Annotated in this window: 15 protein-coding genes; 8 read left to right on the top strand and 7 right to left on the bottom strand. The window is 38.8% G+C overall.

Features of this window, described 5'->3' with window-relative positions; translation table 11 throughout:
* The first annotated feature begins 2 nt into the window (after positions 1-2).
* The 3 genes from nuoN (at position 3) to MMY79_RS15615 (ending at position 2,646) form a co-directional block, all read left to right on the top strand.
* On the top strand, positions 3-1,499 hold the full coding sequence (gene nuoN, locus MMY79_RS15625; RefSeq protein ID WP_252610079.1) for an NADH-quinone oxidoreductase subunit NuoN: 1,497 nt from the start codon (positions 3-5) through the stop codon (positions 1,497-1,499).
* A 100-nt stretch (positions 1,500-1,599) separates the two neighbouring features.
* Complete coding sequence (gene upp, locus MMY79_RS15620) at positions 1,600-2,235, top strand: uracil phosphoribosyltransferase (RefSeq protein WP_003653460.1); 636 nt, start codon at positions 1,600-1,602, stop codon at positions 2,233-2,235.
* A 117-nt stretch (positions 2,236-2,352) separates the two neighbouring features.
* The gene (locus MMY79_RS15615) at positions 2,353-2,646 is read left to right on the top strand and encodes a cold shock domain-containing protein (RefSeq protein WP_252610077.1); all 294 of its coding nucleotides are present in this window, start codon (positions 2,353-2,355) and stop codon (positions 2,644-2,646) included.
* Between the two features lie 198 nt (positions 2,647-2,844).
* Here the strand turns inward: MMY79_RS15615 and gigC are convergent, their stop codons facing one another.
* A complete protein-coding gene (gene gigC / locus MMY79_RS15610) occupies positions 2,845-3,729 on the bottom strand; it encodes a LysR family transcriptional regulator GigC (RefSeq protein WP_252610075.1) in 885 nt (294 codons plus the stop codon).
* Positions 3,730-3,815: 86 nt separating this feature from the next.
* Here gigC and MMY79_RS15605 point away from each other — a divergent pair, with 86 nt between their 5' ends.
* Positions 3,816-4,577 carry a ferredoxin--NADP reductase gene (locus MMY79_RS15605; RefSeq protein ID WP_252610073.1) on the top strand — a complete coding sequence of 254 codons (762 nt, stop codon included), beginning with the start codon at positions 3,816-3,818 and terminating at the stop codon, positions 4,575-4,577.
* Between the two features lie 48 nt (positions 4,578-4,625).
* Here the strand turns inward: MMY79_RS15605 and MMY79_RS15600 are convergent, their stop codons facing one another.
* Complete coding sequence (locus MMY79_RS15600) at positions 4,626-5,045, bottom strand: hypothetical protein (protein WP_171056780.1); 420 nt, start codon at positions 5,043-5,045, stop codon at positions 4,626-4,628.
* Positions 5,046-5,335: 290 nt separating this feature from the next.
* Between MMY79_RS15600 and MMY79_RS15595 the strand changes: the two genes are divergently transcribed.
* From MMY79_RS15595 to MMY79_RS15585, 3 genes are all read left to right on the top strand, one after another.
* Complete coding sequence (locus MMY79_RS15595; RefSeq protein ID WP_252610071.1) at positions 5,336-5,569, top strand: hypothetical protein; 234 nt, start codon at positions 5,336-5,338, stop codon at positions 5,567-5,569.
* A 221-nt stretch (positions 5,570-5,790) separates the two neighbouring features.
* Positions 5,791-7,449, top strand: coding sequence for a mechanosensitive ion channel (locus MMY79_RS15590; protein WP_252610069.1), 1,659 nt, complete (start codon positions 5,791-5,793; stop codon positions 7,447-7,449).
* Positions 7,450-7,576: 127 nt separating this feature from the next.
* Positions 7,577-7,747: a hypothetical protein gene (locus MMY79_RS15585; protein WP_252610067.1), complete on the top strand. Its 171-nt coding sequence runs from the start codon at positions 7,577-7,579 to the stop codon at positions 7,745-7,747.
* Position 7,748: 1 nt separating this feature from the next.
* Here MMY79_RS15585 and MMY79_RS15580 read toward each other — a convergent pair whose 3' ends face one another.
* The 5 genes from MMY79_RS15580 to MMY79_RS15560 all read right to left on the bottom strand — a co-directional run bounded on the left by MMY79_RS15580 (position 7,749) and on the right by MMY79_RS15560 (position 13,383).
* Entirely contained in the window at positions 7,749-8,948 is a 1,200-nt protein-coding gene (locus MMY79_RS15580) for an NAD(P)/FAD-dependent oxidoreductase (RefSeq protein WP_252610065.1), read from the bottom strand.
* 117 nt (positions 8,949-9,065) lie between these two features.
* The gene (locus MMY79_RS15575; RefSeq protein WP_252610063.1) at positions 9,066-9,947 is read right to left on the bottom strand and encodes a pyridoxal-phosphate dependent enzyme; all 882 of its coding nucleotides are present in this window, start codon (positions 9,945-9,947) and stop codon (positions 9,066-9,068) included.
* A 64-nt stretch (positions 9,948-10,011) separates the two neighbouring features.
* Complete coding sequence (locus MMY79_RS15570) at positions 10,012-11,133, bottom strand: HlyD family secretion protein (RefSeq protein WP_252610060.1); 1,122 nt, start codon at positions 11,131-11,133, stop codon at positions 10,012-10,014.
* Between the two features lie 40 nt (positions 11,134-11,173).
* A complete protein-coding gene (locus tag MMY79_RS15565) occupies positions 11,174-12,817 on the bottom strand; it encodes an MFS transporter (protein ID WP_049838187.1) in 1,644 nt (547 codons plus the stop codon).
* The gene (locus MMY79_RS15560; RefSeq protein WP_252610057.1) at positions 12,814-13,383 is read right to left on the bottom strand and encodes a TetR/AcrR family transcriptional regulator; all 570 of its coding nucleotides are present in this window, start codon (positions 13,381-13,383) and stop codon (positions 12,814-12,816) included. Before MMY79_RS15560 ends, MMY79_RS15565 begins: the two co-directional genes overlap by 4 nt.
* Before the next feature lie 178 nt (positions 13,384-13,561).
* Between MMY79_RS15560 and MMY79_RS15555 the strand changes: the two genes are divergently transcribed.
* The gene (locus tag MMY79_RS15555) at positions 13,562-14,185 is read left to right on the top strand and encodes a LysE family translocator (RefSeq protein ID WP_013198835.1); all 624 of its coding nucleotides are present in this window, start codon (positions 13,562-13,564) and stop codon (positions 14,183-14,185) included.
* Positions 14,186-14,305 lie beyond the last annotated feature (120 nt).

The raw sequence follows: 14,305 nt of genomic DNA, 5'->3' as shown, positions 1-14,305 counted from the left end.
TCATGAACTTCACAGTATCACTTGCTACGCTTATGCCTTTAGCTCCGGTGATGATTGTTGCTTTGACAACAATCGTCGTCATGCTGTTAATTTCAATTAAGCGTAATCATAATTTAATCGCAACAGCTTCTGTTGTTGGTTTAAACCTCGCTGCACTTTATATTTTATTTGCAGTATTTGGCGGTAAGTTTGTACCGGCAAATGTGATGGGCATGTTTATGGTTGATCCATTTACCATGTTCTATCAATTTATGATTTTGATTGCGGCATTGGCTTGTTGTACTTTGTCTCACGCTTACATCGAAACCTATAAAGACAACCGCGAAGAACTCTATCTTTTGTTACTTGCTTCAGTAGCAGGTGCAATGTTGATGGTTGCAAGTTCTCATTATGCATCGTTCTTCATTAGCCTTGAGTTAATGTCGATTCCTGTATACGGCTTACTTGCTTATACTTACCAACGTAGTAGTTCACTTGAAGCTGGTATTAAATACCTTGTACTTTCAGCGACAGCTTCTGCAATGTTGTTGATGGGTATGGCATACATCTATGCATATACTGGTTCACTGTCATTCTATGATTCTGTACAGGCTTTATTTGGCGCAATCAAACAGCCAATGGTGTTATTAGGTTTAGCACTCATTATCTTTGCTGTTGCGTTTAAATTATCGCTTGCACCGTTCCATAAATGGACACCAGATGTGTATGCAGGTGCGCCAGCGCCAATGGCAACTTTCTTGGCGACTGCTGCTAAAGTTGCAACAATTGGTTTGTTCGTGCGTTATATGCTTGCTTCAGGCGCAATTATGGTGGATTCGTTAGTCACTATTTTGACAATCATTGCAGTATTGTCGATTTTAGTTGGTAACTTACTCGCTGTTCGTCAAGTTAACTTAAAACGTATTCTTGGTTATTCATCTATTGCTCATTTTGGTTATTTGTTAATTGCTTTAATTAGTATGACTTATGCGAGCTTGGGTAGCGTAACTGTATATGTGGTGTCTTATGTATTAACAACTATCGGTGCTTTTGGTGCGGTAGCGTTAATGTCTAGCCCATATAACAACGTAGATGAAGCACAAAGTCTTGCAGACTACCGTGGTTTGTTCTGGCGTCGTCCAGTACTTACAGCAACTTTAACAGTCATGATGTTATCTTTGGCTGGTATTCCATTAACAGCAGGCTTCATTGGTAAGTTCTTGGTTGTAATGGCTGCTGTAACAACTCAGCACTGGTTCTTAGCTGCAATGATTATTGTGGGTAGTGGTATTGGTTTGTACTATTACTTACGTGTGATGGTTGTAATGTATATGACACCACCAGAAACTCCTCGTATTGATGCAGATGCTCATTGGGGTCAAAAAGTAGGTGGTTTAATGGTATTGGCTGCTGCTGCATTAGTTATTATTTTGGGTGTTTACCCAGATCCAATGATTAATTTGGCATTAAAAGCAGAAATTTTATCTCCGTTACATTTCATGCTTTCACAACAACATTAATTCTAGTGTACAAAAAAGCCTCCAAATATGGAGGCTTTTTTTTATTGAGCATTAAAAAAAGATTATAATAAATACGTTTATATATTTTTAGGTAACATCTGTGGCCATTCAAGAAATTCGTCACCCACTTATTCGTCATAAATTAGGTTTGTTACGTCGTTCTGACATCAGTACTAAGAATTTCCGTGAGCTTGCTCAGGAAGTGACTATGTTGTTGACTTATGAAGCAACAAAAGATTTACCAGTTGTGGATTGTGAAATTAATGGATGGGCTGGAACTGTTACTACACAGCGTATTGCTGGTAAAAAAATAACGATTGTACCGATTTTACGTGCAGGCATTGGTATGCTGGATGGTGTACTTAATCTGATTCCAAGTGCAAAAGTGAGTGTTTTAGGTCTTGAGCGTAATGAAGAAACATTAGAAGTTCGTACTTACTATAAAAAATTAGTTCCAGACGTTGCTAATCGTCTTGCAATGATTATCGATCCAATGTTGGCAACTGGTAATTCATTAGTTGCTGCCATTGATGTGTTAAAGGCGAGTGGCTGTAAAGATATACGTGTTATGGTATTAGTTGCTGCTCCAGAAGGTGTTGCTAAAGTTGAAGCCGCTCATCCTGATGTACAGATTTATACAGCATCTATTGATAATGGCTTAAATGAACAAGGCTATATTGTTCCTGGTCTAGGTGATGCGGGCGATAAAATTTTTGGTAGTGTCCAAAAAGACTAGTTTTTAAAATAAAGATAAAAAGAGACTTAATCAAACCGTAAAGTTTTGAAGGCGGATTGAAAGTCTCTTTTTAATTTTCTGCTGTAATCACAGTATTGAAAAAGTAGGGTAAAGATCATGAAGCAAGAGTTTTATACCGGAAAAGTTAAACAATATGATCCTGAAAAAGGATTTGGTTTTATTGGAACGGCTGAAGGAGATATTTTCTTTCATATTTCGGATTTCCCTGCATCAGAAGGTGAACCGAAAAGAAATGAAAAAGTTAGATTTCTTGCGGCAGATAATCAGGGGAAATTTAAGGCTATCAAGATTGAGCGTATCGATCCTAATCCGGCTAAAACAAAAAAGAATAAAATCGCTGATCATAATAACGCGATTACGTCAGAGTTGTTATCACATTTTCGACGTTAATAGTGATTCTCAATCTTCAAGGCTAGCTTGATATCGAGCTTAGCTGTGACGGATAGGGATGATTATTGATAATGTTTGGAACAGGTAAGTAATACAAAATTAAGGGAGGTGTAAGCTTCCCTTAATTGTCTTAAGCAATAAATAATAAAATGGTGAGCCTTGCGAGAATGACTCAAGATGGTACTAGAAGATCAGGTCTTAAACCTGATCTTCACAGAATTGTAAGAATGCTTTTAGGCCAGGGCCTTGGTATTTTTGACGGTGTACCAACATGTAAAGTGGGCGAGTAAGTTGCCAGAAAGGTGTATCTAAAATAACGAGTTGTCCTTTTTCAATTAAAGGTTCAATAGCGAGTTTAGAGATACAAGACATTCCTAAACCACCAGCAACGATTTTCAAGATTGCTTCATTGTGACCTAAGGTTAGGCGAATATTAGCGTCTGGGAGGTCTTGTAAAATAGCATTATCAAACACTTCACGAGTTCCGGAACCTTCTTCACGTAAAATCCATTCAACTTGATAAAAATCATTCGCTGTTAAAGGTCGATTTAAACGTGCTAGAGGGTGACTAGGGGAGCAGCATACTGCAAGCTCATCATCTCGCCAGTGAATACATTGAAGTTGAGGCAGGTGACACGAGCCTTCAATTAATGCCAAATCAAGCTGAAACTGATTGACTGCTTCAATCATTTGGCGTGTGTTGCCTACTTGTAATTGTAGGTGTGCCTTAGGATGATACTGTAAAAAGTTTGCCATTAAATCTGGCATGAGATAATCACTGATCGTTAGAGTTGCCCCAATGCGTAAATCAATGCTTTGTAACTCACCTTTTGCAGCTTGCTCAAAAGCTTCACAGCGACCTAATATTTCTAGCGCTTGAGGCAATAGAAAGCGACCAAGATCATTGAGTTGTAGTCGTTTACCTAAACGATCAAATAGAGGAGCACCAAGACCATCCTCTAAATCGGCTAAAGCCATACTTGCTGCACTTTGCGTCAGTCTGACCGCATCACTGGCTTTGGTGACAGTTCCTTCTTGAGCGACTGCTACAAAAACAGCCAACTGGCGTAATGTCATGCGCATGTTTAAAAAGCCTTAACGTTTAAAAGTATTCATTATTTCGGCTGTCATGCTAACATGAGCGCACTATTTCATGCCACGTTGAAATCATGTCAATTGAAAAATTTAGCGTAGAAAAAGTTTTATCTGTACACCGCTGGACTCCAACTCTTTTTAGTTTCACGATGACTCGCCCCGCACATTTTAAATTTACGGCTGGGCAATTTGCGCGTATTGGACTGAAAGTTGGAGATGAACTTGTTGTTCGTGCCTATTCGGTGGTGTCGTCTCCATTTGATGAAACGCTAGAATTTTTCTCAATTGTGGTGCCTGACGGTGCATTTACCTCGAATCTTCAACATTTGAAGGTAGATGATGAGCTTTACTTAGAAAAAATACCTTACGGTTATCTTACTTTAGCTCGCTATCAGCAGCCTTTACCGCATGATCTATGGTTATTAGCAACGGGTACTGGCTTGGCGCCGTTTTTGTCGATGCTGCAAGACTTCGATACATGGTCTAAATATCAAAAGATCAATTTGGTTTACAGTGTGCGTACAGCCGCTGAATTAGCTTATGCCGATCGTATTCAAGAGATTGCTGAAACTTTTGGTGAAGGGCACGTCGGTTTTAAATTTATTTCAATTATTACTCGTGATCCATCAGCACAGTTACATGATCGTTTGCCAGTTTTGATTGAAAACGGTGAATTAGAAAAAGTTGCTGGTATCGAATTAAGCCCTGTAACAAGCCATGTTATGCTTTGTGGAAACCCAGAAATGGTAGATGACACAAAAGAGGCTTTAAAGCGCCGTGGTTTGACGATGAATCGTCGTGGTGAAGGAAATATTGCAGTAGAAAATTACTGGTAACAAACGACAATTGAAAGAACTTTAAAATTATTTTTATGGATATGTTTATTAATGGACAAACATATCCATAAATTCACGAATTTCGGAAATAGCACTGTCTACATCGCTTGAAAGCCAAGTTGGTTCAAAAAGACCTGCATAATGTTCTAAACGGTCTTGGGGAACAACTAAGCGAACAGGGCAGTCTTCTTCAAGTAAACGCCAAGGTAAAATTGGAACTTCATTGTCCAGAAAAATATTGATATTACGAATATCAACAATCATGGCATTAATGCAGTCAGGAAATGGCATCACTGAAAACTCTTCAGTGCGACGACGAAAATATTCCAGATCACCCCATTTGAGTTCATAGCTTGGCTTATTAAATTCAATAATACCAATCAGATGTTCATCTCTCGTCTGGTGTATATAACATTGATGTGTGACGTCAGTGTCGAGATCAAGAGTTACGTTTTGCTGACGATACATCATAAAATAGAGCAGCTTTAAAACAAGGGGGCTTATTATAGCCTATTTTCTAAAAAGTAAGCGCTAAAACATATTGTATTACAAATGGGGCATAGACGAAGTTCGTGAATAACGAGAAATTATTTTTAATTGTCTAAATTAATTTGTGCAAATTTTATACTGTTTTTATTATTTTAAAAGTAGAGTTTTGCAACTACAGACACCTTCCAATAATGCTTTTTCACACAATGCAACAAAGCAAATTGCTATGATGAATATAAAGTTAATGATAATAGAAGAGGGGAAAGAAGATGCATGACTTTTCAAAACCACCTCATGTGACGAGTCCTGAAGAAACTGCGAAAAAAAGAAGACTGCCAGTTTATATTTTAATTATTGTTGGGCTTTTTCTTCTTGCGCTTATTGTCTATATGGTTACTGACCACAACCAGACTCCTAAACAAGAAGGCGCTTTTCAAAATGAGACCACACCACATGTAATTAAGGGTAGTTCTGATTTGAATTTAAAGACCTATAGAGGGTAATAAGCGAATCAGTTTATCTTGATATCAAGCCTTTAGGTGTAAACCTGAAGGCTTTTTTGCAACCTTTTGCATCAATTTGTTGTATTTGTGCAGAAGTGTGTTGATTAGAAAATATTCAAAACATAATGTGAGATAGACCGCATTCATCGTCATTTTTTACAACGAATGGTGTTTCCTAGAGATAACACTGAAAAGAACAGAACAATTGAGGACATAACAATATGAATGAATTTTTTGATGGGCCTCGCGGCGCTCAATTTGATGCGATGTATTACTGGGATCAGTTTCATCCTATTCTGGCTGCAATAGTGATCTTATTAGTGGGTTGGATAATTGCATTATTAGTAGCGGCAGGTGTAAAAAAGCTTCTACAAAAAGTAAATACTAATGCCAAACTATCTTCAGCTACTGGCCGAGCACCAAATATTGAAGGCCTGATTTCCAAGGTTGTATTCTGGTTTATTTTGATCTTAGCTGTTGTCGCCGCTCTAAATGTGCTCAACATTAGTGGAGTGAGTGGCCCATTCAGCAATATGGTGAATCAGGTACTTGTCTACATTCCAAATATTATTGCTGCTGTGGTGGTGGGTTTTATTGGTTGGATCGTTGCTCGACTGGTGCGGGCAGGGATTACCAATGTTTTATCCAGAACCCAACTCGACGATAAATTAAGTAATGAAGTCGGTGTAGGTGGAATTAGCCAAAATATTGGTGAAATTCTTTACTGGCTTGTATTGTTACTTTTCCTTCCAATTGTTCTTTCAATCTTAGGACTAACAGGCTTACTCATTCCAGTTCAGAATATGGTAAATGAAGCAGTAGCTTTCTTACCAAATATCTTTATTGCGGGCGTTATCGTTTTTGTTGGTTATATCTTGGCAAAAATTGTACGCGGTATTGTTGAAGGTTTAATTAATAGCTTAGGTGTTCAGGCCCAAGCGGAAAAAATTGGTCTTTTCAAAAGTTCTAATGTAGGCAAATTCTTAGGTTCATTTGTTTTTGCCATCATTATCATTACCACATTAATTGTAGCGTTCGAAGCTCTAGGGATTGAGACAATTTCTCAGCCTGCGACAGCAATGTTGAATGAAATCTTGCAAGCAATTCCAAACATTATTGCGGCTGGTTTAATTTTATTGGTTGCCTATATTGTTTCTCGTTTTGTTGGACGTTTGGTTGCAGAGTTAATTGCAGGTACAGGTGTTGATGAAATTCCTGCCAAATTAGATGTACAACGATTTTTAGGCCAAACTAAAGTTTCTAGTGCTGTCGGTTGCCTAATCGTATTCTTTACGATGCTTTTTGCAGTATCTGAAGCAGCGGACCGTCTTGGCTTCGACCAAATCAGTGGTCTAATTGCAATGTTTATCCATTTCGGTGCAAACATTCTATTGGGTGCTGTAATTCTAGTGATTGGTTTCTGGCTAGCGAATGTTGTAGCGAATGTAGTTCAACGTGGTGAATATAATAGCTCGCGTTGGTTAGCTAGTTTAGTTCGTGTTTTAATTATTGGTCTTGTACTTGCGCTTGGTCTAAGAGCGATGGGTATTGCGGATTCAATCGTTAATCTTGCATTTGGTTTGACTCTAGGTGCGGTTGCAGTGGCTTTCGCTCTTGCATTTGGTTTAGGTGGTCGTCAACCAGCAGAACGACTTTTAACTGATTTGCTTGATAAAGCGAAAAAAGAAGCGAATCAACCAAATCCTCTTTATCAACCACCTTCTAGTACGAGTAGTGCGGCTCCAACTACATCTACGCCAACAACTCCACCATCAGCAGCTCCATCTGATGCAAAACCAGCGGATTCTGTACAGGTGAATCCAGCGCACCCTCCTGTAAATAAACCGTTTGGTTCTACAGGCGAAAATGATGAAATTTAAGGGAGTTAAATTGAATTTCAGATAAACAGTACAAAAAATCTTTGATTTTTGTGATAAGTTCGACCACTCTATATTGAGTGGTCGTTCTTTTTGGCCGTTATAAAAACAAATAAGTGAGGAAAATACGATGAAGAAACCAGGTCGTTTTTTAGCACCGATTGTCATTGCCGGAATTACGGTGGGTTTTTTAGCAAGTGCTTATAAATTTGTATTTAGTAAGTCGGAAAGCTCAAAACAGACTACTTCTCAGTCACAAGATTCACAGAACGCATCAAGTAGTTCGAAAAACTCAAATTAGCTTATACATATTGGGCAGCAGCATAGGCAGAAGACCAAGCCCACTGGAAGTTGTAGCCCCCTAAATGGCCAGTGACATCGAGCACTTCTCCAACAAAAAACAGTCCTTTCTGCTTTTTACTTTCCATGGTTTTAGAAGATACTTCAGTTGTATCTATTCCGCCTAAAGTAACTTCAGCGGTACGATATCCTTCTGTTCCAGACGGTTTAACTGCAAAGCCATGTAACTGCTCTGCAATATGATCTAGTTGTGCATCACTGATATTGCCAATCGCTATTTCGCTTTGCTCAGACCAGATGAGTTGTTGTAACTCTTGGATAATACTTTTGGCAGTAAACTCATTAAGAAGAGTACGTAATAAAACTTTAGGCTGTGCTTTCTTTTTATCTTTTAAATAGGTTGCTAAATCTTGGCTAGGGAAGAAGTCAATTTTAAAACTTTCTCCTGAATTCCAATAGTTTGAAAGCTGCAAAGAACTTGGCCCACTCAAACCACGATGGGTAAATAATAATGCTTCAGTAAAGCTATTTTTTGAGTTGCTTAACGTCACATCCAAAGCATTACCACTTAAGCGTGTGGTCACTTCTTTAATATGATCTGAAAAAGTAAATGGAACTAAACCTGCGCGAGTTGGAAAAACTTGATGTCCAAATTTTTGTGCCAGTTCATAGCCAAAACCGGAACCACCTAATGTGGGAATCGATAACCCCCCAGTGGCAATAACTAAAGAATCACAAGTGTAATGTCCTTGATTGGTGTTTAGTGAAAATCCACCTTTTTCCAATGGCGTAATTTGTCCAACTTCACAATGGGTTTGAATATCTACATTTTTGGTTTTATTACACTCACTCACAAGCATTTCTAAAATTTCTTTAGCGCCGTTTAGCGTAAATAATTGTCCGTGTTTACGTTCTTCATAGGCAATTTTGTAGTCACATACCAAACCGATAAAGTCCCAGTTGCTATAGCGTGACAGAGCAGAAATAACGAAGTGCGGATTATGAGAAATATAATTGTCAGGTTCGACATACAGATTGGTAAAGTTACACTTACCGCCACCTGACATTAAAATCTTTTTACCAATTTTATTGGCTTTTTCTAAAATTAAAACCGAGCGCCCTCGTTTAGCAGCATGTGCAGCCAACATGAGTCCAGAAGCACCTGCACCTAAGACAATGACATCGACATGGCTGTTAGACATAAGAGGTTCTCGATTAATCTTGAAAATTAAAAAGGGGCATATACTATCATGCCGAGCCTTAGTCATGCTAAAGACATTTACCACTCTGGTGAATAAGGCTCCCTAAATATTTGTGAGTCAGTAGCTTGGTTTATTTCTTATATCTGCTTGTAAACCACCAGAATGAATTGCCAGAATGCGAGTTTCTTCAGGGAAGTAATTGTTTTTGATAAGGTCAAACAGACCGAACATCATTTTGCCCGTATAGATCGGTTCAAGGGGTATCGCATGTCGCTCTTCAAAATTCTCTATAAATGCCAGTAATTCAGATGAAGTTTTCGCATAACCACCGCAGCAATAAGCATCTGTCAGCGACCAATTCTGTTTTTTAGTCCACTGCATAATATCTTGTTGTAGAAAGTCGCCTTTTAATGCTGAAAATCCTAGAACCTTTTGATGCGGTGCGCTTCGTTCAATGAGTCCTGAAATCGTTCCTCCAGTTCCAACCGCACAACAAATCACATCATAGTTTTGTAAATCGCTTTGACGGAGAATTTCCTGACATCCTTGTACTGCTAGCTTATTAGAACCACCTTCAGGAATAATGAAAGTTTCAGGAAATTGATTGTGTAATTGTTGAAGGTAGTTTGCGTCATCCCTCAAGCGATATTCAATGCGCGAGACAAAATGTAAATGCATTCCTAAACTTTGAGCTTTTGCCAAGGTTGGGTTAAGAGGCTGGGTTGCTAATTCTTCCCCACGAATAATACCTATACTTTTAAAGCCAAAAAGATGAGCTGCATATGCAGTTGCGGCAATATGGTTTGAATAAGCGCCACCAAAAGTCAAAACGCGTGATAACGCTTGTTGTTTTGCGGCAAGCAAATTGTATTTTAATTTGAAAAATTTATTACCCGAGATTTGGGGGTGAATTAAATCTAGCCGCTTAATGTCGAGGTGCAGGGGATTAGGTAGTTGAATATGTTGATAAGGAACTGATTGAGCAATGTGATCAAACATTAGAAATTGAGAAAATAATGATTGATCACATTGTAACTTTTTAAATAGAACTTTAAAAAGCTGTTTACGAATTTGTATCGACAGAAGTAACCACTGACATGCCAGGACGTAAATGTTCCATTCCTTCCTGATTTGGATCAATAGTAATGCGTACGGCAATTCGTTGCACAACTTTGGTAAAGTTTCCTGTCGCATTGTCAGGTTTTAACACACTGAACTCGGAACCGGCAGCAGGTGAGATCTGCTCAACATGTCCTGTAAATTTTTTGTGTTTCATTGCATCGACTGTAAACCATGCCTTCTGACCAATTCGCATATTGGCAATTTGGGTTTCTTTGAAATTGGCAATTACCCAAGTTTGCTGTGGAATGAGGTAGAGTAACTGAGAACCTGCTGCTACATATTGCCCAACACGAGGGTTAACTTCACCAAGTTGGCCATCCATCGGAGCAACAATAACGCTATAGTCTTTGGTGGTTTGTGCTTGGTCTAACTGCGCTTTAGCACTTGAAACTTGTGCTTCTAATCCCGCTTCTGCAACTTGTGCTGTTTTAAGTGCTTCATTTGCAACTAACACATTGGCTTCTGCCTGCTTCAGGGCTGCAAGGTTATTTTCAGCATCTGCTGCGGCTTTATCTTGTTCAGATTTAGAAGCTGCGCCACTATTTCCTAACTGTTGATAGCGTCTAAGCTGCGCTAAAGAAAGTTCATATTGAGCTTTGGCTTGATCCACTTTGGCTTGTGCCGCCACAATGTCAGCTTGTTTCTGGGCAATGGATTGCGTTTGATTGGCTAAGGTATTTTTAGCTTGCTCAACACCTGATGCTGCTTGTGTTACTTTTTGGTCGTAAGTGGTTGCATCAATATGCATGAGCACTTGACCTTTCTTGACATGATCAAAGTCTTTAACGACTACATCTTTAACATAACCATTAATTTGTGACGATAAAATCGTGGTTTTACCTTTGACATAACTATTGTCAGTTTGCTGAATACTCGTTGCAAAAGGACCAATTCTCCATGCCCATAAAATCACTAAAATACCGATAATAAGAACACCTAACATCCATAATAGAGTTGAGCGTTTTGTCGGAATCAGTTTACTTGCAGGTGCAGGTGCAGGTGTTGGCTCGTTGGCAGGTGCCTGAGCAGGTGTTTGTTCCGGTTTGTTTTGATCATCTGACATATATCAATCTCAATTTCTATTTCATCAAATACGAAAGCCATTAAGGACGGCTAATTCCTCTGCGTTGTAGATATTTACTACGTGCAATATTAAATCCACCCCATAAGAGTAGTGCGACGGCAAAAATACCGTTTAAAGCAATAACATCATTGTAGGCACGCACTTGGGCTTCACGAGTGACCACTTGATTAAGTGAACGCATGGATTGAGCTGTTTGTAATGCTGGGTCAGTAGTGGTGATGGATGCACTGCGTTGATAGGTCGAGAGCCTTTGAGCGACTAGAGGGTCTGCTTGTTCTAAATCTTTAATAATCTCTGCCTGATAGTTTTGCGTACGATGTTGTTGATAGGTCGAGAAGAAAGAAGACCCAACAAGACCACCAAAAGTTTGGGTAGCAGAAAATAATACGATAAAGGTCACTACGTAAGATGGGCCTTTAGCAAGCGTTTGCGCAAAACCAATCAGAAGCAATGGACCAATAAATAGACCACCAGCAAAACCGACTAAAAACTGACTTGCAAAGAAATTCACAGGTCGAACATCACTGGTTAGGTGATAATCTAGTCCACAAGCAACCAGAATGAGGAACTCTGCAAAAAGTAAATGGAAGATAATTCGTTCGCGTGAAAAAGTAAGTGCACTAAAAAGTGTTCCGCTTAAAATCCCCACTAATATGACAACATAGAGTGGAACAAATTGGTCAGGACCCATTCCCATTGTTTTTAAAAAGTTAACAGCAGCATAGCTTTGCTCTGACATTAAAAGTCGAATAGCAAAAGCACCAAAAATGAAACGCAGGGTCGAAGACGCACCTAACCAACGTGTCATAATTAATGGATTGGCACGATAGTGTTCATAGAGCAAACCTAAAACAACTAAGCTAAAACCTGCAATTAAAACGTAAGCAAGCCATTCGCTATTAAACCACCATAAAATTGGGCCTTGCGTGAGCACAATACATAAGCAGGCAAAACCTGGAGCCAATAAAGCAAAGGTAAAGAAATCTTGTTTCTCAAAAACATATATTCTTAAGCTACGTGGTAACTTTAATGAAACCACCATGGCTAAACAACAAAGTGCTAGGCCCAGTTCGAAAGTGTAGAGTACAGACCAACTGTCTGTACTAACAAGAAATGGAGAAATAATCCAAGCTAACGGTACGCCAAGTTGCTGAAAGCCGAAGGCGATATATATTCCTTTTGCCATGTCTGCTTTTTTAAAGGCTTGCATGGTGTAATACATACCTAATGAGCTGAGTGGTGCACCAGCCAAACCCGCCACAACCCGCGCGAATAGTGCCATTTCATAGGTATGCACAAAAATATGCAACACAAGCACGGCAATAAAAATAACGAGCCCTATTTCTGAAAATACTCTCAGGCCATATTGTTGTCTGGCTTTAAATAAAATCAGGTTTGAACTGACATTTGCCATAACATATGCCGCAGGTAGCCAAGCAGCTTCGGAAGGCGTCAGGCCATATTCACCTTGGATTAGGGGTAAATTTGCTGTAATAAAACCATTACTTAAGCTTGCCGACAGGGCGATGAATAAACCAATAAAAAAGTAAATAAACCGCTTAGGTACAGAATGCGCAATAGCAGCTGGTGAACCAGGTAGAGTCGGTTGCTCTTCTGGTGTCCAGTCGGGTGGTGTTTCTAAATAACGAGGCGTTTTACTCATTCTATCCCTCGAATTTTTTGTATTTGAATACCATGAAATAGTAATTCAATTGCTCGTTTTGCTAAGCGAGTCTGTTCTTCTGGCTCATGTCCTTGAAATGAAGAACCCAACATTGCAGTGACCATTGCATAGTCATCGGCAGTTAAATCAGCTCTGCACAGTTTTTGCTCTATCGCATTTTCAATCAGTGGGTTAAGTGCATTATTCCGCCGTTCATAAATTTTTAACATAATTGGGTCTTGTCGATCAATTACTCTCCAAAAATCTTGCAAAATTGCGAGCTTGGGAAGTTGCCCAATATGTCCTTCAATTAAACGAAGTAAACCATCCTCGAATTCTTGAAAATGAGCTGCTTTTTGCTCTAGCTGTGTAATCGCACGCTCTAAAAGCGCACTAATTAAAGCCTTGCGATCACAAAAGTTGCGGTAAAAAGTTGCTCTACCCACACCAGCATGGTCAATTACAACTTGTAAGGGAACATTAATGCCATGAATACGAAAACATTCTTCGGCTGCATTGAGTAATTCATCCCGATTATGGGCAGCAATTTTTTGACGTTTACTCATGTCATCGATTGGGGAGTTTCAAAGGTTATATATTTAACGGACATTTTTGTCCGTTGTGAAGATATAAATTGTAAAAACATGAAAATTCAATTTTCATCATTTATATCTTCTGCATTTTTATATGCGTCATAAAAAGCTGTTAGAATACCGCGCAATTGCGTGATGCTAGGTCAATACAATGTTTGAGTCCCTTATTCCTCTTTTTTCAATTGCAATGGCATTGATGCTTGGAGCAATAAGCCCTGGGCCAAGCTTTATTTATGTTGCGCAAAATTCGATTTCTAAATCACGTAAACATGGGTTGTTTACAGCATTAGGGACGGGGACAGGCGCAGCTCTGTTTGGCCTATTAGCTGTTATGGGGTTACAAGCAGTTTTATTAGCAGTACCTTCAGCTTATTTGATTTTAAAAATTGGTGGTGGGCTGTATTTGCTTTGGCTGGCTTTTAAAATTATTAAACATGCCAAAGAACCAATTGCCATGGAAAATGATGGCAAATCAAAAATGACCTATAAACAGGCATATCGTTATGGTCTTATTACACAGTTAAGTAATCCGAAAATTGCAGTGGTGCTAGCCAGTGTATTCACTGCTTTGTTGCCAAAAGAAATCCCAAATTATTACTACGTCGCATTACCAGTGATTTGTTTTATGATTGATGCTGGTTGGTACTCATGTGTGGCAATGCTGTTATCTTCAGAGAAGCCTAGAACAATGTACTTAAAAGCAAAAACTGGTGTTGACCGAGTCGCTGGAAGTATTGTGAGTGTATTAGGCTTAAAGTTAATTTTCTTCAAATGATAAGTCTTTAATTAAAAAATCCAAAGCCAGCTATTTATAGTCTGGCTTTATTTTTGCGTAAAATATATACAAATTGAAATATCTTTTTTAGCACTTAAACACTTTAAAAGTGGTAACTTA

It is taken from the genome of Acinetobacter sp. XS-4, assembly GCF_023920705.1.
In the GTDB taxonomy this organism is placed as follows: domain Bacteria; phylum Pseudomonadota; class Gammaproteobacteria; order Pseudomonadales; family Moraxellaceae; genus Acinetobacter.
The sequence above is the reverse complement of the archived record's forward strand: the minus strand, read 5'-3'. Positions and strand labels throughout refer to the sequence as shown.